At 59.3% G+C, this 14,585-nt stretch carries 19 protein-coding genes; 8 read left to right on the forward strand and 11 right to left on the reverse strand.

Translation table 11 applies throughout. The annotated features are described in order from the left end of the window. Positions 1-16: 16 nt before the first annotated feature. From rpoZ to ACJ8IN_RS19260, 3 genes are all read right to left on the reverse strand, one after another. The gene (gene rpoZ, locus ACJ8IN_RS19250; protein ID WP_004931221.1) at positions 17-292 is read right to left on the reverse strand and encodes a DNA-directed RNA polymerase subunit omega; all 276 of its coding nucleotides are present in this window, start codon (positions 290-292) and stop codon (positions 17-19) included. 54 nt (positions 293-346) lie between these two features. Next, positions 347-970: a guanylate kinase gene (gene gmk / locus ACJ8IN_RS19255; protein ID WP_033636481.1), complete on the reverse strand. Its 624-nt coding sequence runs from the start codon at positions 968-970 to the stop codon at positions 347-349. A gap of 211 nt (positions 971-1,181) precedes the next feature. Beyond that, positions 1,182-1,799 (reverse strand): trimeric intracellular cation channel family protein, encoded by a 618-nt coding sequence (locus tag ACJ8IN_RS19260; RefSeq protein WP_025304704.1) that lies wholly within the window; start codon positions 1,797-1,799, stop codon positions 1,182-1,184. Between the two features lie 253 nt (positions 1,800-2,052). On the opposite strand from ACJ8IN_RS19260, the gene ACJ8IN_RS19265 reads away from it, so the two are divergent. Then, positions 2,053-2,487: a DUF3574 domain-containing protein gene (locus ACJ8IN_RS19265; protein ID WP_047569999.1), complete on the forward strand. Its 435-nt coding sequence runs from the start codon at positions 2,053-2,055 to the stop codon at positions 2,485-2,487. A 34-nt stretch (positions 2,488-2,521) separates the two neighbouring features. Here the strand turns inward: ACJ8IN_RS19265 and ACJ8IN_RS19270 are convergent, their stop codons facing one another. Continuing rightward, positions 2,522-3,706 (reverse strand): NupC/NupG family nucleoside CNT transporter, encoded by a 1,185-nt coding sequence (locus tag ACJ8IN_RS19270; protein ID WP_004931212.1) that lies wholly within the window; start codon positions 3,704-3,706, stop codon positions 2,522-2,524. Between the two features lie 361 nt (positions 3,707-4,067). On the opposite strand from ACJ8IN_RS19270, the gene ACJ8IN_RS19275 reads away from it, so the two are divergent. Then, on the forward strand, positions 4,068-4,457 hold the full coding sequence (locus ACJ8IN_RS19275; protein ID WP_033636479.1) for a hypothetical protein: 390 nt from the start codon (positions 4,068-4,070) through the stop codon (positions 4,455-4,457). A 55-nt stretch (positions 4,458-4,512) separates the two neighbouring features. On the opposite strand, the gene ACJ8IN_RS19280 is transcribed toward ACJ8IN_RS19275, so the two are convergent. After that, complete coding sequence (locus ACJ8IN_RS19280; RefSeq protein WP_015379441.1) at positions 4,513-5,376, reverse strand: YicC/YloC family endoribonuclease; 864 nt, start codon at positions 5,374-5,376, stop codon at positions 4,513-4,515. Positions 5,377-5,502: 126 nt separating this feature from the next. On the opposite strand from ACJ8IN_RS19280, the gene rph reads away from it, so the two are divergent. Next, complete coding sequence (rph, locus tag ACJ8IN_RS19285; protein ID WP_025160305.1) at positions 5,503-6,219, forward strand: ribonuclease PH; 717 nt, start codon at positions 5,503-5,505, stop codon at positions 6,217-6,219. A gap of 96 nt (positions 6,220-6,315) precedes the next feature. After that, the gene (gene pyrE, locus ACJ8IN_RS19290; protein ID WP_004931204.1) at positions 6,316-6,957 is read left to right on the forward strand and encodes an orotate phosphoribosyltransferase; all 642 of its coding nucleotides are present in this window, start codon (positions 6,316-6,318) and stop codon (positions 6,955-6,957) included. A gap of 31 nt (positions 6,958-6,988) precedes the next feature. Here the strand turns inward: pyrE and slmA are convergent, their stop codons facing one another. From slmA to coaBC, 3 genes are all read right to left on the reverse strand, one after another. Beyond that, on the reverse strand, positions 6,989-7,585 hold the full coding sequence (gene slmA / locus ACJ8IN_RS19295; RefSeq protein WP_004931203.1) for a nucleoid occlusion factor SlmA: 597 nt from the start codon (positions 7,583-7,585) through the stop codon (positions 6,989-6,991). A 251-nt stretch (positions 7,586-7,836) separates the two neighbouring features. Then, positions 7,837-8,295: a dUTP diphosphatase gene (gene dut / locus ACJ8IN_RS19300; RefSeq protein ID WP_060457355.1), complete on the reverse strand. Its 459-nt coding sequence runs from the start codon at positions 8,293-8,295 to the stop codon at positions 7,837-7,839. Further along, entirely contained in the window at positions 8,273-9,490 is a 1,218-nt protein-coding gene (coaBC, locus tag ACJ8IN_RS19305) for a bifunctional phosphopantothenoylcysteine decarboxylase/phosphopantothenate--cysteine ligase CoaBC (protein WP_033654544.1), read from the reverse strand. The genes dut and coaBC overlap by 23 nt, the downstream gene beginning before the upstream one ends. 183 nt (positions 9,491-9,673) lie before the next feature. Here coaBC and radC point away from each other — a divergent pair, with 183 nt between their 5' ends. From radC to mutM, 4 genes are all read left to right on the forward strand, one after another. Continuing rightward, positions 9,674-10,357, forward strand: a complete 684-nt coding sequence (gene radC, locus ACJ8IN_RS19310) for a RadC family protein (RefSeq protein ID WP_033654522.1) — start codon at positions 9,674-9,676, stop codon at positions 10,355-10,357. Positions 10,358-10,619: 262 nt separating this feature from the next. Next, entirely contained in the window at positions 10,620-10,856 is a 237-nt protein-coding gene (gene rpmB / locus ACJ8IN_RS19315; RefSeq protein ID WP_004931195.1) for a 50S ribosomal protein L28, read from the forward strand. 11 nt (positions 10,857-10,867) lie between these two features. Continuing rightward, positions 10,868-11,035 (forward strand): 50S ribosomal protein L33, encoded by a 168-nt coding sequence (gene rpmG / locus ACJ8IN_RS19320; RefSeq protein ID WP_002442576.1) that lies wholly within the window; start codon positions 10,868-10,870, stop codon positions 11,033-11,035. 81 nt (positions 11,036-11,116) lie between these two features. After that, positions 11,117-11,932: a bifunctional DNA-formamidopyrimidine glycosylase/DNA-(apurinic or apyrimidinic site) lyase gene (mutM, locus tag ACJ8IN_RS19325; RefSeq protein ID WP_033649742.1), complete on the forward strand. Its 816-nt coding sequence runs from the start codon at positions 11,117-11,119 to the stop codon at positions 11,930-11,932. 4 nt (positions 11,933-11,936) lie between these two features. Here mutM and coaD read toward each other — a convergent pair whose 3' ends face one another. The 3 genes from coaD to waaA are packed head-to-tail and all read right to left on the reverse strand — an operon-like array spanning position 11,937 to position 14,477. Next, positions 11,937-12,422 (reverse strand): pantetheine-phosphate adenylyltransferase, encoded by a 486-nt coding sequence (gene coaD, locus ACJ8IN_RS19330; protein ID WP_033631353.1) that lies wholly within the window; start codon positions 12,420-12,422, stop codon positions 11,937-11,939. Between the two features lie 3 nt (positions 12,423-12,425). Next, positions 12,426-13,199, reverse strand: a complete 774-nt coding sequence (locus ACJ8IN_RS19335; RefSeq protein ID WP_041037400.1) for a glycosyltransferase family 2 protein — start codon at positions 13,197-13,199, stop codon at positions 12,426-12,428. Next, entirely contained in the window at positions 13,200-14,477 is a 1,278-nt protein-coding gene (gene waaA, locus ACJ8IN_RS19340) for a lipid IV(A) 3-deoxy-D-manno-octulosonic acid transferase (RefSeq protein ID WP_308326129.1), read from the reverse strand. Between the last annotated feature and the right edge of the window lie 108 nt (positions 14,478-14,585).

A 14,585-nucleotide genomic window follows, 5' to 3' on the forward strand; every position in this document is an offset into this window, starting at 1 on the left:
CGGACTCGCAGTCTAATTAACGACGACCTTCAGCAATCGCGGTAACCGCTTGAATCTCTGCGGCTTCCTGCTCTTGCTGCTCCTGGCGCTCACGCACGTCGAGGATCTGGCTGGTGATCAGGCCTTCTTCGATTTCGCGCAGGGCGATAACGGTGTACTTGTCGTTCTCTTCCGGAACCAGTGCATCTTTGCCGCCGGTCTGGATCTGACGCGCCCGACGAGCAGCGACCAACACCAGGTCAAAACGGTTACCAATTTTCTCTACAGCGTCTTGAACAGTTACGCGTGCCATATTTGTGCTACTCCACAGGTGACGAAAAGACTGGGCATGATACTGAAACTGCCTTCAGTCTGCCAATAGTTTGCTGATTAAAGCGTCATGCCGCAGCAACTGGCGGCCCAAACGCAGGCGTTCGGCGCGAATGATGGTCTTCAGATCGGACAGTGCCAGATCGAAATCATCGTTCACGATCAGGTAATCGTACTCCGCGTAATGCGTCATTTCCGCCACGGCCTGAGCCATGCGCTTGGCGATCACCTCTTCGGAATCCTGCCCGCGCCCGCGCAGGCGGCGGCCCAGTTCTTCCTTCGACGGCGGCAGAATGAAGATGCTGCGCGCCTGCGGCATTTTGGCGCGGATTTGCTGCGCGCCCTGCCAGTCGATATCCAGAAACACGTCCACGCCGGTCGACAATACTTGTTCGATGGCGGCGCGCGAGGTGCCGTAATAGTTGCCGAACACTTCGGCGTGCTCAAGAAACGCGTCCTGCTCGATCATCCGGCGGAATTCGTCTTTCGAGACGAAGAAATAGTGCTCGCCGTGATTTTCACCCGGGCGGCTGTCGCGCGTGGTGTGCGAAACTGAAACCTGCGTGTCGTACAGCGGTTGCGTCTTTAACAAAGCCTGAATCAGACTTGATTTACCTGCGCCACTGGGAGCAGAGACAATATAAAGCGTGCCTTGAGCCATGATGATGTTCGTTGATAACGGTTGATATGCCAATAACAGCGGATGTGTATTTTCTCCGCACAGTATACACGGCTAACGCGCCGGGTGCAGCGTTAGCTCGCATTTTGCCCGCGGCTTTGCGCGGAAAAAGCGGCGAATGGGCGAATTTGCGCGTCGAAGGGCGACATTTTTGCAGTTTTGGCCTCGGCGGCGGCGCGTTGCCGCCCCGAGATCAGTGATCCGGGTGCTGGTAGTTGAACACCGGCAGGCCGAGGCGGAAGCGCAGGGCGATCAGGCGTGCGCTCAGGCCGGCGACCAGCGTGAGGATCACCACCAGATTGTGCGGCAGGCTGAGGTGCTGCAGGCCGATATACAGCCAGGCGGCGCTGAAGGAGATGCCGGCGTAGATCTCCTTCTGGAAAACCAGCGGGATACGGTTGCAGAACATGTCGCGCAGCACCCCGCCGAAGACGCCGGTGATCACCGCGGCGATGGCGGCGATAATGGCGCTGTGCCCCATATCCAGGGCCACCTGCGCGCCGATGATCGAGAAGACGATCAGGCCGACGGCGTCGAGCACCAGGAACAGGCGGCGCAAATGGCGCATCAGGGGAGCCACCCAGGTGGTGACGATCGCCGCTATCGCGACGATGACGATGTATTCCGGGTGTTTGACCCAGCCCAATGGAAAATGCCCGAGCAGCATATCGCGCACCGACCCGCCGCCGATCGCCGTGACCGAAGCGATGATGATCACGCCGAACATGTCCATTTGGCGGCGGCCGGCCGCCAGCGCGCCGGTCATGGCTTCGGCGGTGATGCCGATGATATAAAGGATGCTCAGTAACATAAGGGATTCACAGCGTACTTGCGTCAGAATGATGGCCGGCAGGGTAATCGCCGCCGAGGACGCGCGCCACTGAGTTTTTTTCACCGATGGCGTTTCGGATTAATTTAGCTAATCAAAACTCCGTTTTTATTGCCGATAACCAGCCTTTTTTAACATCTGGCTGTTGATGAAAGCATTAGAAATTTCGCGCTGGTTTCCATCGCTGACTATGCTTTTTGCAGCGAATCCTTCAACCGATAAACCGAGACTGCAGATGAAAAACTCCCCGAGATTGGCCGCCGGCGCCGTGGTGGCCGCCCTGCTGCTGAGCGGCTGCGTGGCGCCAGGCCACCAGGCTGTGCCACCCGCCCCGGCTTGCCGCACCGGCGACCCGCTGGTGCAAACAACGCTCTACTTCGGCCTGAATCGCCCGGCGGGGCCGGCGATCACCGCCGCCGAGTGGCAAACCTTCGTCGATAGCCAGGTGACGCCGCGCTTTAAAGACGGGCTGACGGTCTTTGATGCCAAAGGGCAGTGGCTGGGCCACGACGGCAAGCTGGCGCGCGAGAACAGCAAGGCGCTGCTGCTGATCCATGCGCCGGGCAAAGAGAGCGAGGCGAATATCGAGGCGCTGCGCAGCGGCTACAAGCAGCAGTTTGCGCAGGATTCGGTAATGCGGGTGGATGCGCCGGTGTGCGTGGCGTTTTAAAGCGAACTCCCGGCTCTGCGGCCGGGAGTGGGGATTACAGCACCAGGCCGGCGATGGCCGCCGACAGCAGGCTCACCAGCGTCGAGCCGTAAACCAGCTTCAGGCCAAAACGGGAAACCACGTTGCCTTGTTGCTCGTTCAGCCCCTTGATGGCGCCGGCGACGATGCCGATGGAGGCGAAGTTGGCGAACGACACCAGGAACACCGACAGAATGCCCAGCCCGCGCGGCGACAGCTCCGCCGCGATTTTCTTCAGCTCAATCATCGCCACGAATTCGTTGGCCACCAGCTTGGTCGCCATGATGCTGCCCGCCTTCAGAGCCTCTTCCGCCGGGATACCGATCAGCCAGGCCAGCGGATAGAACACATAGCCGAGGATCTGCTGGAAGCTGATGCCGAGCACCGCGGAGAACAGCGCATTGACGGCGGAGATCAGCGCGATAAAGCCGATCAGCATCGCCGCGATGATCATCGCAATCTTGAAGCCGGCCAGAATGTATTCGCCCAACATTTCGAAGAAGCTCTGATCTTCATGCAGTTTGTTCAGCTTCAGCTCCGGCTCGTCTTCGACCTGATACGGGTTGATGATCGACAGAATGATGAAGGTGCTGAACATGTTAAGGATCAATGCCGCCACCACGTACTGCGCGTCGATCATTGACATGTAGGCGCCGACGATGGAGAGCGATACCGTCGACATGGCGGTCGCGGCCATGGTGTACATGCGGCGCGGCGATATATCGCCGATGATGCCTTTATAGGCGATGAAGTTCTCCGACTGCCCCAGCACCAGCGTGCTGACTGCGTTGAACGATTCCAGCTTGCCCATGCCGTTGACCTTGGACAGCAAGGTGCCGACCAGGCGAATGATCAGCGGCAGGATGCGGAAATGCTGCAAAATGCCGATCAGGGCGGAAATAAAGATGATAGGGCACAAAACGCCGAGGAAGATGAATGCCAGACCATCCTTGCTCATGCCGCCGAACACGAACTCCGATCCTTGGGCGGCGTAGGCGAGCAGGGTGTCGAAGAAGCCGGCGACGTGTTTGATCACGCTGAGCCCGCTGGCGGAGTGCAGGAAGAAATAGGCCAGCGCGCCTTCGATCACCAGCAGCTGGATGATATAGCGCAGGCGGATTTTCTTGCGATTATTGCTGACCAGCAGCGCCAGGGCGATGATCACCACCAGAGCCATAATAAATTGCAGAATTTGTGGCATAAACGGTCCGTACGGTTCACGGGCAGAGAAAAAACACATTTAGCCACAGCATCGCCGTCCTTTCATTACCTTGCGTGATAATTAGAACAAAATACTTATGGCGTGCGGGATATCTTGCCGATTGTCATCCGCACGCGCTGCTCGGCAGTTTTTCATAAGCTTCCCGGTGGCCGGTTGCCCAGAGGCCTGCCGGCTCGCAACCTGATGCAATCGCCGTCACTCGCGTGCAAACGCCTGGAATCTGGCTCGCAACTGGCGCTTTTTCATGGCGTAAAGCGTGGTTTTCTCGAGAGAGGCAGAGAAAAATGCCTGAACAAAGCGCCACGACCGGCGCGTATTTTCTCGGACAAGGAGGCGAACGATGAATACCGGCACGTTGCTCAGGGCGCTGGCCAACGGCGTTAATCCCGACACCGGCGAGCTGTTGAGACCGGCTTCGGCGGCCTGTGCGCCGGAGGCTATCCGCCTGCTGTTCGCGTTGGCCAACGAGTTCGACGGTGAAGCCGAACTGCAGAAAAAAGCCCGGCTGACGCCGGAGGAGAAGCGGCAGAAGAATCTGGCCGAGGGCCGGCCGGCCAATGCCTACTTCCCTTGGCCGGAAGAAGAAAAACTGCGGCTGCGTGAGAGCCATGCGGCCGGGGCGACGCTGGAAGCGCTGAGCGATGAGTTCGAGCGCTCAACCTGGAGCATTGCGGTGCAGCTGCAGAAAATGGGGCTGATTGATGAAGAGCAGGCGGCCGCCCATCGCTGATCTGCAGCCATAAAAAAGCCCGCTTGGCGCGGGCTTGATGGCATGCGGGGCAGGATCACTCGATGTTCTGGATCTGCTCGCGCATTTGCTCAATCAGCACTTTCAGCTCGATGGCGGAAGCGGTGACGTCGGCATTGATCGACTTGGAGGCCAGGGTGTTCGATTCGCGGTTGAACTCCTGCATCATAAAGTCGAGGCGGCGGCCGACGGCTTCTTTCTTCTTCAGAATGTTGTGCGTCTCTTTCACGTGCGCTTCCAGACGGTCCAGCTCTTCGGCGACGTCGATGCGCTGCGCCATCAGCACCAGCTCCTGCTCCAGGCGGGTGTTTTCCAGCTGTACCTGCGCTTCTTCCAACTTGCTGACCAGGCGCTCGCGCTGCCATTGCAGGATGTTCGGCATCTGGGCGCGCACTTTGACCACTTCGGCGCTGACGCCGTCGAGGCGCTGTTCGATCAGCGTTTTCAGCGCGGCACCTTCGCTTTCGCGTGCGACGATGAAGTCATCCAGCGCGCCGTCCAGCGCCTGCATCAGCTCGGCGCTGATGGCGTCCAGATCCTGCTCCTGCGCGGACATCACGCCCGGCCAGCGCAGCACGTCGATCGGGTTGATTTCACCTTCGTCGCTCTGCATTTTCACCCAGTTGGCGGCTTCGACCAGCTGTTTGGCCAGTTTTTCGTTCAGGATCAGCGAGCTTTGCGCGCTTGGATCCAGCTCGAAACGCAGGTTGCATTCGACTTTGCCGCGGGTCAGGCGGCCACGGATACGTTCACGGATCACCGGCTCCAGGCTGCGGAATTGTTCCGGCAGGCGGATGTAGGTTTCTAAGTAGCGCTGGTTAACGGAACGCAGCTCCCAGGCTGCGCTGCCCCATTCACCCTTGATTTCACGCCGGGCGTAGGCGGTCATGCTGCGGATCATTGATGCGTACCCGTAATAGGAAAAGATGGGGCGATTATAGCGTCGCGGCTGCGGGCAGGATAGGCATTACGTCACGAAGCCCGTATAATGCGCAGCCAATAGTTGATTTGAAGCCGGAGAGAGCCCATGCGTCCTGCAGGCAGAGCACCACAGCAAGTTCGCCCCCTGACACTGACCCGTCACTATACCAAACACGCTGAAGGTTCAGTGCTGGTTGAGTTTGGCGATACAAAAGTCTTGTGCACCGCCACGGTAGAAGAGGGCGTTCCGCGCTTCCTGAAAGGCCAGGGGCAAGGTTGGATCACCGCCGAGTACGGCATGCTGCCGCGCTCCACCCACAGCCGCAACGCTCGTGAAGCCGCCAAAGGCAAACAGGGTGGCCGCACGCTGGAGATCCAGCGCCTGATCGCCCGCTCGCTGCGCGCCGCGGTAGACCTGAAAAAGCTCGGTGAATTCACCATCACCCTCGACTGCGACGTACTGCAGGCCGACGGCGGTACCCGAACTGCCTCGATCTCCGGCGCCTGCGTGGCGCTGGCCGATGCGTTGAACACGCTGGTGGCCAACGGCAAGCTGAAAGCCAACCCGATGAAGGGCATGGTGGCGGCGGTTTCCGTCGGCATCGTCAATGGCGAAGCGCTGTGCGATCTGGAGTATGTGGAGGATTCCGCGGCGGAAACCGACATGAACGTGGTGATGATGGAAGATGGCCGCATGATTGAGGTGCAGGGCACCGCCGAAGGCGAGCCGTTCAGCCACGATGAGCTGTTGGCGCTATTGGCGCTGGCCCGAGGGGGCATCGAAACCATCTTCCAGGCGCAGAAAGCGGCGCTGGCGGACTGATTTTTTAAGGCGACTGAGAAGTCGCCTTTTTTATGCCCGGCGATCGGGCGGCAGTAATAACAAGACCTAAGCAGATTCAGACGAGGAGAAGCAGTAATGAAAGCCTATCAGCGCCAGTTTATCGAGTTCGCGCTTAACAAGCAGGTATTGAAATTCGGCGAGTTCACCCTGAAATCCGGCCGCACCAGCCCGTATTTCTTCAACGCCGGCCTGTTTAATACCGGGCGCGATCTTGCGCTGTTGGGGCGCTTCTACGCCGAAGCTCTGATGGACTCCGGCATCGATTTCGACCTGCTGTTTGGCCCGGCCTATAAAGGCATTCCTATCGCCACCACTACGGCGGTGGCGTTGGCGGAACACCATGAGCGCGACGTGCCTTACTGCTTTAACCGCAAGGAAGCCAAGACCCACGGCGAAGGCGGTTCGCTGGTAGGCAGCCCGCTGCAGGGGCGCGTGATGTTGGTGGACGATGTGATCACCGCCGGCACCGCGATCCGCGAGTCGATGGAAATCATCGGCGCCAGCGGCGCTTCGCTGGCGGGCGTGCTGATTTCCCTCGACCGTCAGGAACGCGGCCGCGCGGATATCTCCGCCATTCAGGAAGTGGAACGCGACTATCACTGCAAGGTGATTTCGATCGTGACGCTGAAGGACCTGATCGCCTATCTGGAAGAGAAGCCGGAAATGGCGGACCACCTGGCGGCGGTGCGCGCTTACCGCGAGCAGTACGGGGTGTAAGTAAAAACGCCGGGCATGCCCGGCGTTATCTTTATTGCAGCTGGGCCGCCAACAGCGGCCAGCGGGCGTCGAATTCCTGCGTTGGGCGATAGCGGAATTCCGAACGCACATAGCGCGACAACATGCCTTCGCAGAAGGCCAGCAGCTGGCTGGCCAGCAGCGTTTCATCGACGATAAAGCCTTTGCCTTCGCGCAATTTGCGCTCTTTCAGCACCTGTCGCAGCTGCGCCTCGATGCGTTCGAACAGCTGGTTGATGCGGCCCTGCAGGCGATCCTGTTCAAACATCAGCGCGTGGCCGGTCATGATGCGCGTCAGCCCCGGGTTGCGTTCCGCAAAGCCCAGAATCAGCAGTAAAATCAGGCGCAGACGATTAAACGTCTCTTTCTCGTCCTGCAAGATCAGGTTGATGCGGGTGATCAGGCTGTCTTCGATAAACTCGATCAGGCTGTCGAACATCCGTGTCTTGCTAGGGAAATGCCGGTACAGCGCAGCTTCAGAAACACCCACGTTCGCGGCGAGCTTGGCGGTGGTGATGCGTTGGCTGCCGTCGCTGGACTCCAGCATCTGGGCTAACGCCTGCAATATTTCCTCGCGCCGATTCCTTTTCGTCTTTTCTTTTTCTGCCATGTCTGATTAGACCCTTGCTAAAACTTAACTGACGGAAACCCGGGCACCGGCCGCTGCAGAGCAGGCTCTGTGCGGCTTATGTGATAGCTTTTTTACGATGCTGGGGTCAGCGGCCTTAACGGCCTTTTCCGCGCTGCCTGGTGTGCGCTGCAATTGTCGCGGTAAAACCTTGCCGCAGAGAACATCCTTCTCCCCGGAAAGGCAAGGTTCAGGCGACGTTTCCCTGCCGGCCCTCGTGCCTTGGGTGGCGCTTAGTGGCGCCCCGAGTGGCCGAAGCCGCCTTCGCCGCGCTCGCTGCCGTCGAAATCTTCCACCAGGTTGAATTCTGCCTGCACTACCGGCACGAAGACCATCTGCGCGATGCGTTCACCCGGCTCTATGGTGAAGTGCTTCTGGCCGCGGTTCCAAACGGACACCATCAGCTGGCCCTGATAATCGGAGTCGATCAGGCCGACCAGGTTGCCCAACACGACGCCGTGCTTATGGCCCAGGCCTGAGCGCGGCAGGATCACCGCCGCCAGGCTTGCGTCGGCGATATGGATCGCGAGGCCGGTAGGCAGCAGCGTGGTTTCACCCGGCGCCAGCTCTACCGCGCTGTCCAGGCAGGCGCGCAGGTCGAGACCGGCGGAGCCCGGGGTGGCGTAGGTCGGTAGCGGGAAATCCTGACCGATGCGCGGGTCGAGGATCTTAACGTCGATTTTTTTCATCATAACGGCTGACTATCTCGTCTATTAAACGTTGGCCAAGGAGTGCCTTGTCGCTCAGCGCCAGGCGTTTCTCTCCATCCTGCCAAAAAAGGTGCAGGGCATTGGTGTCGCTGTTGAACCCGTGCTCTGCAAGCGATACATCGTTAGCGCAAATCAAATCCAGCTTCTTACGCGCCAGTTTTTGCCGCGCGTATTCTTCCACATTCTGGGTTTCGGCGGCAAACCCCACGACAAACGGTCGATTTTTGGTCATCGCCGCCACGCCGGCGACGATGTCGGGGTTTTTTACCATCTTGAGGATGATTTCATCACCCTGTTTTTTTATTTTTTCATCGGCGATCCGCTCGGGGCGGTAGTCGGCCACGGCGGCGCAGGAGATGAAAATCTGCTGTTGCGCGGCGCGCTGTTGCACCGCCTGCTCCATCTCCAGCGCGCTGGTGACGTCCACTCGGGTGACCGATGGCGGCGTCGGCAGGCTGACCGGCCCGGCGATCAGCGTCACCTGCGCGCCGCGGGCGGCGGCGGCGCGGGCGATGGCGAAGCCCATTTTGCCGGAGCTGTGGTTGCTGATGAAACGCACCGGATCCAGCGCTTCACGCGTCGGGCCGGCGGTGATCATAACCTGCAAATGTTGCAGATCCTGCGGGGCGGAAAAATGCGCGTTCGCCAGGTCGACGATGTTCAGCGGATCCAACATGCGGCCCGGGCCGACGTCGCCGCAGGCCTGGCTGCCGCTGTCCGGCCCCCAAAGCAGCATGCCGCGCGCCTGCAGCGTTTGCAGGTTGGCCTGCGTGGCGGCGGCGCGATACATCTGCTGGTTCATGGCGGGCGCGGCGGCGATGGGGGCATCGGTCGCCAGGCAGACGGTGGTCAGCAGATCGTTGGCCATGCCGGCGGCCACGCGCGCCAGCAGATCGGCGGTCGCCGGCGCCAGAATAACCAGATCCGCCCACTTGCCGAGTTCGATGTGGCCCATGGCGGCTTCGGCGGCGGGATCCAACAGATCGTCGGACACCGGGTAGCCGGAAACAGCCTGCAGCGTCAGTGGCGTAATGAACGCCTTGGCGGCGTGGGTCATCACCACGCGCACTTCCGCGCCCCTGTCTCGCAGGCGGCGCACCAGCTCTGGGCATTTGTAAGCGGCGATGCCGCCGCTGATGCCAAGCACAATATGTTTGCCGGAAAGTCCCGTCATCATCATTGTCCGATTGAAAGCCGAAAGATGCGCCATTTTAGCATATCCGTGGTTCAGGTGAGCGATTCCGCAATGGCTGCAGGGCGTTACATTGTGCTTTGCGAAACACTTCGCAATGTTATCAAACACCTGTCGAACGCGCCGGGCGGCACATGGCATGCTGTAGCCCTTTCAGGGAGGAACACGATGAGCAACTCGATTGTGGCGTGCTGGCCGGGCGCGCTGGCACCGCGTGAAAAGCTGCTGATGCAGGGGGCGGCGGCGCTGTCCGACGCAGAGCTGTTGGCCATTTTCTTGCGCACCGGGTTGCCCGGCGTGCACGTGATGCAGCTGGCGGAGCAGCTGCTGCGCCGGTTCGGCTCGCTTTATCACCTGATGTCGGCCGATCATCAGGCTTTTTGCAGCCAAAAAGGCCTGGGGGACGCCAGCTATACGCAGCTGCAGGCGATTGCCGAGCTGGCGCTGCGCTTCTTTTCCAGCCATTTGTCGCAGGAAAACGCCATGCTCAATCCGCGGGTCACCCAGCATTATCTGCAAAGCCTGCTGGCGCATCGCGAGCGGGAGGTCTTTTTGGTATTGTTTTTAGACAATCAGCACCGGGTTATTCGCCATCAGGAGATGTTTGCTGGTACCATCAGCAGCGTCGTCGTCTACCCGAGAGAAATTGTGCGCGAAGCGTTGAAGGCTAATGCCGCCGCGCTGATTCTCGCGCATAATCACCCTTCGGGTAAGGCTGAACCCAGTCATGCCGACCGCTTGATAACGGAACAGGTGGTGAAAGCCTGTCAGTTATTGGAGATCCGAGTGCTTGATCATTTGGTGATCGGTCGGGGTGAATGCGTCTCTTTTGCCGAGCGCGGATGGCTTTAAGCGATTTTTTCGCGATCCTTGTGGGATCTTTAGCTGTTCGGGACTTGAGCACTTACGCTTCAGAGCGTATACTACGCCACCTTTGAGAATCTTGGGTTTGGCGCAAGAGCCTATCTCAGCAGGTTTCTGACCTGATGTGTGGTTTCTACCTGATGACGAGAGTCTCCTCAGTATGAAGTTTGCTGAGATGGGCTCTAAAAGCCTGACGAGGCGGCCATACCCTATACGAAGCTCGAGCTGATTTGATTTTTGGAGAATAGACATGTCCCGAGTCTGCCAAGTTACTGGCAAGCGCCCGGTGAGCGGTAACAACCGTTCCCACGCAATGAACGCGACCAAACGCCGTTTTCTGCCTAACCTGCACTCACACCGTTTTTGGGTTGAGGCTGAGAAGCGCTTTGTAACTCTGCGTGTATCTGCTAAAGGTATGCGTGTTATCGATAAGAAGGGTATTGAGACGGTTCTGGCCGATCTGCGTGCCCGTGGTGAGAAGTATTAAGGAACTGAATCATGGCTAAAGGTGTTCGCGAGAAGATCAAGCTGGTTTCTTCTGCTGGTACTGGTCACTTCTATACCACCACGAAGAACAAGCGTACTAAGCCGGAAAAATTGGAACTGAAGAAATTCGATCCAGTTGTCCGTCAGCACGTAGTATACAAAGAAGCTAAAATTAAATAATTTTAGTGGATTAATGAAAAACCCGGCCTTGGCCGGGTTTTTTGTTTTATAAAGGGTAGAAAACGTCGGAGGGGAAGCCAGATGCCTGAATTACCGGAAGTTGAGACGAGCAGACGCGGTATAGAGCCTTATCTTGTCGGCCACAGCATTCAGTATGCGGTGGTGCGCAACGCGCGCCTGCGCTGGCCGGTTTCCGAGCAGATCCTGACGCTGAGCGATCGGCCGGTGCTCAGCGTGCAGCGCCGGGCCAAATATCTGCTGATCGAGCTGGAGAACGGTTGGATTATCGTGCACCTGGGCATGTCGGGCAGCCTGCGCATGCTGCGTGAGGAAAACGAAGACGAAGCCGGCAAACACGACCACGTCGATCTGGTGATCAGCAACGGCATGATCCTGCGCTATACCGATCCGCGCCGTTTCGGCGCCTGGCTGTGGTGCGAAGATTTGGCGACCAGCAGCGTGTTGGCGCATCTGGGGCCGGAACCGCTGAGCGAAGCGTTCAACGGCGACTACCTGTATGAAAAATCACGCAATAAGCGCACGCTGATCAAACCGTGGCTGATGGATAACAAGCTGGTGGTCGGGGTCGGCAATATTTACGCCAGCGAATCGCTGTTCAGCGCCGGGATCTTGCCCGATCGTCCCGCGGGATCGTTGAGCAAAGCCGAAGCGGCGCTGCTGGCGCAGACCATCAAGGCGGTGTTGCAGCGCTCTATCGAGCAGGGCGGCACGACATTGCGCGACTTTTTGCAGTCGGACGGCAAACCGGGATATTTCGCGCAGGAACTGCAGGTTTACGGTCGGGCGGGAGAACCCTGCCGCGCGTGCGGCACGCCGATCGAATCCGCCAAGCACGGGCAGCGCAGCACCTTCTTTTGCCGCCGCTGCCAGCGCTGAGCAATTACTCGGCGGCGAGCTTCGCCATCAGCGCCTGGGTGACCACATCCGGCAGGAAAGGCGCGATATCGCCGCCGTGACGGGCGACCTCCTTCACCAGTGAGGAGGAGATGAACGACCACTCTTCGGAAGGCATCAGGAACACGCTTTCCAGCGTCGGCATCAAATGGCGGTTCATGTTCGCCAGCTGCAATTCGTATTCAAAGTCAGACACCGCACGCAGGCCGCGCACCAGGATATTGGCATTTTGGTGAGCGGCAAAGTGCGCCATCAGCTCGCTGAAGCCCAGCACTTCCACATTGCCCAGATGCGAGGTGACCTGCGTCGCCAACGCCACGCGCTCATCCAGGCTGAACAGCGGCTTTTTGCTCGGGCTGGCGGCGATGGCCAGAATCACGTGATCGAACATCAGTGATGCGCGCGTCACTAAATCCAGGTGGCCGTTGGTCATGGGATCGAAGGTCCCGGGATAGATGGCTTTGCTGGTCATGATTCACTTCTCTGAGTAGTTGCGGCCCAATGCCCATAATGCGGCATATTTATTGAAGGTATATTGCGCGTTGACCACCGCTAACAGCAACCCCTGTTTACCGTCGAGGAAGCCGGCGCGCAGCAGCCAGGTTTTGACGAAGGCGCCGAGCGTGTGGGTCAGGATAGACAGGTAGCCGCAACGCTTGCCGGCCCGGTGGCGTTGCGTTGCCCACTCTTCGGCGTAGCGCAGCTGTTTGCGCTGGAAGGCGAAGAAATCGCGGCAGGTCAGGTGCAGCATATCGCCGCTGAGGGGGATCACTTTGGCGCCGCCGATGTTCAGCGATTCGTGCACCAGATCGTCGTTATAGCGATAGCGTCGGTTGGCGTACAGGCGGTTGACGCGGTCGGGATACCAGCCGCTGTGGCGCATGAAGCGGCCAAGGAACAGATTGCGCCGCGCACAGCTGTAGACGGCGCCGTCGTCCGGCGCGTTCAACACCCGTTCGATGGATTGCCGCAGCTCGGGCGTGACGCGTTCGTCGGCGTCGATCATCAAAACGTAGTCATGGCTGGCGTAGCTTTGCGCCAGCTGACGCTGCTTGCCGAACCCTTGCCAGTCGGTGTGCGTGAAGACTTTGGCGCCCAGGCTTTCGGCGATGGCGACGCTGTCGTCCTCGCTGCCGGAGTCCAGCACGATGATTTCATCAGCCCACTCGACCGAGCGCAGACAGTCCGGCAACAGCCCGGCTTCGTTTTTGGCGATCATCACCACCGACAGGCTTTTGCGGCTGCTCATTTAGTGGCTCCGGGGCGGCAGGTGCGGTTCCAGCAGCTGCAGCAGGCGCTGCAACGCTCCCTGATTCTGATACAGCACTTCCACCGCATGGCGGCCGTAGTAGCGGCGGTAGTCTTCGTCGGTCAGCAGGGTTTCCACTTCCTTCACCAGCGAATCCACGTCGGTCACGGTGATCAGGCCTTCGGCCTGCGAAAGCTTGGCGCAGATGTCTTTGAAGTTGAAGGTATGCGGGCCCATCAGCACCGGGATGGCGTGCGCGGCGGCTTCCAGCGGGTTGTGCCCGCCGCGTTCCACCAGACTGCCGCCGACAAAGGCCAGATCGGCGATGCCGTACAGCAGCATCAGTTCGCCCATGGTATCGCCGATCACCACCTGGGTGCTGCCGGACGGGATTTCGCCGCTGCTGCGCAGGGTGTAGCTGAAGCCGGCTCTCTGCACCAGCTCCTTGGCGGTCGGGAAGCGCTCCGGGTGACGCGGCACCAGGATCAGCAGCAGATCGGGGTGTTTTTCCAGCAGTTTGCGGTGCGCTTCCAGCAGGATGGTTTCTTCCCCGTCATGGGTACTGGTGGCGATCCACACCGGGCGGCGCGGCGCCCATTGGCGGCGCAGCGTAACGGCGCGAGCGGCCAGTTCCGGGGTGACGGAGATATCGAACTTCAGGCTGCCGGTCACGGCCAGCTGAGAGCGCTTCAGGCCCAGCTCGATAAACCGATCGCCGTCTTCCTGGTTTTGGGCGGCGATCAGCGTGATGCGGCGCAGCATATCGCGCATGAATCCGCCAATTTTCTTATAGCCGGCGGCGGAGCGGGCCGACAGGCGCGCATTGGCGATCACCAGGGGGATCTGCCGCTGATGCAGCGCGTTGATCAGGTTGGGCCACAGCTCGGTTTCCATGATGATCACCAGCTTGGGATTCACCTGATCGAGGAAGCGGTTCATGGAGCCGGGAAGATCGTAGGGCAGATAGACATGATGCACGTCTTTGCCGAAAGCGGACTGGACGCGTTCTGAACCTGTTGGGGTCATTGTGGTCACAGTTATCGGCAAAGCGGGGTAACGATGGCGCAGCGCCCGCACCAGCGGGATGGCCGCCAGCGTTTCGCCGACGGAGACGGAATGCAGCATGATGCCGCCTGGCACGACTTTCCCGGCGCAGAAGCCATAGCGTTCCGCCCAGCGTTTACGGTAGGCTGGAGCTTTGCGGCTGCGCAGCAGTAAGCGGAGCCAGATCAGGGGTTGGATGAGGTAGAGTAGTACCTGATATAAACGCAGCAACATTCTATCAATTTCATTTATATGGGTTATTCGGAATAGTACCATAACTGGAAGGGAAAGGCGCTAATTTGGTAACCTTGGGTGTCAGTTTCAGACAACCGGCGAGCGATT

Origin of the sequence: Serratia sp. CY31944 (genome assembly GCF_052169175.1) — a bacterium.
Taxonomy (GTDB): domain Bacteria; phylum Pseudomonadota; class Gammaproteobacteria; order Enterobacterales; family Enterobacteriaceae; genus Serratia; species Serratia sarumanii.

What these genes read in the sequence shown, in the direction of transcription:
- rpoZ (WP_004931221.1), bottom strand. Translation starts at nt 292, where the DNA reads ATGGCACGCGTAACTGTTCAAGACGCTGTAGAGAAAATTGGTAACCGT.
- gmk (WP_033636481.1), bottom strand. Translation starts at nt 970, where the DNA reads ATGGCTCAAGGCACGCTTTATATTGTCTCTGCTCCCAGTGGCGCAGGT.
- ACJ8IN_RS19260 (WP_025304704.1), bottom strand. Translation starts at nt 1,799, where the DNA reads ATGTTACTGAGCATCCTTTATATCATCGGCATCACCGCCGAAGCCATG.
- ACJ8IN_RS19265 (WP_047569999.1), top strand. Translation starts at nt 2,053, where the DNA reads ATGAAAAACTCCCCGAGATTGGCCGCCGGCGCCGTGGTGGCCGCCCTG.
- ACJ8IN_RS19270 (WP_004931212.1), bottom strand. Translation starts at nt 3,706, where the DNA reads ATGCCACAAATTCTGCAATTTATTATGGCTCTGGTGGTGATCATCGCC.
- ACJ8IN_RS19275 (WP_033636479.1), top strand. Translation starts at nt 4,068, where the DNA reads ATGAATACCGGCACGTTGCTCAGGGCGCTGGCCAACGGCGTTAATCCC.
- ACJ8IN_RS19280 (WP_015379441.1), bottom strand. Translation starts at nt 5,376, where the DNA reads ATGATCCGCAGCATGACCGCCTACGCCCGGCGTGAAATCAAGGGTGAA.
- rph (WP_025160305.1), top strand. Translation starts at nt 5,503, where the DNA reads ATGCGTCCTGCAGGCAGAGCACCACAGCAAGTTCGCCCCCTGACACTG.
- pyrE (WP_004931204.1), top strand. Translation starts at nt 6,316, where the DNA reads ATGAAAGCCTATCAGCGCCAGTTTATCGAGTTCGCGCTTAACAAGCAG.
- slmA (WP_004931203.1), bottom strand. Translation starts at nt 7,585, where the DNA reads ATGGCAGAAAAAGAAAAGACGAAAAGGAATCGGCGCGAGGAAATATTG.
- dut (WP_060457355.1), bottom strand. Translation starts at nt 8,295, where the DNA reads ATGATGAAAAAAATCGACGTTAAGATCCTCGACCCGCGCATCGGTCAG.
- coaBC (WP_033654544.1), bottom strand. Translation starts at nt 9,490, where the DNA reads ATGATGACGGGACTTTCCGGCAAACATATTGTGCTTGGCATCAGCGGC.
- radC (WP_033654522.1), top strand. Translation starts at nt 9,674, where the DNA reads ATGAGCAACTCGATTGTGGCGTGCTGGCCGGGCGCGCTGGCACCGCGT.
- rpmB (WP_004931195.1), top strand. Translation starts at nt 10,620, where the DNA reads ATGTCCCGAGTCTGCCAAGTTACTGGCAAGCGCCCGGTGAGCGGTAAC.
- rpmG (WP_002442576.1), top strand. Translation starts at nt 10,868, where the DNA reads ATGGCTAAAGGTGTTCGCGAGAAGATCAAGCTGGTTTCTTCTGCTGGT.
- mutM (WP_033649742.1), top strand. Translation starts at nt 11,117, where the DNA reads ATGCCTGAATTACCGGAAGTTGAGACGAGCAGACGCGGTATAGAGCCT.
- coaD (WP_033631353.1), bottom strand. Translation starts at nt 12,422, where the DNA reads ATGACCAGCAAAGCCATCTATCCCGGGACCTTCGATCCCATGACCAAC.
- ACJ8IN_RS19335 (WP_041037400.1), bottom strand. Translation starts at nt 13,199, where the DNA reads ATGAGCAGCCGCAAAAGCCTGTCGGTGGTGATGATCGCCAAAAACGAA.
- waaA (WP_308326129.1), bottom strand. Translation starts at nt 14,477, where the DNA reads ATGTTGCTGCGTTTATATCAGGTACTACTCTACCTCATCCAACCCCTG.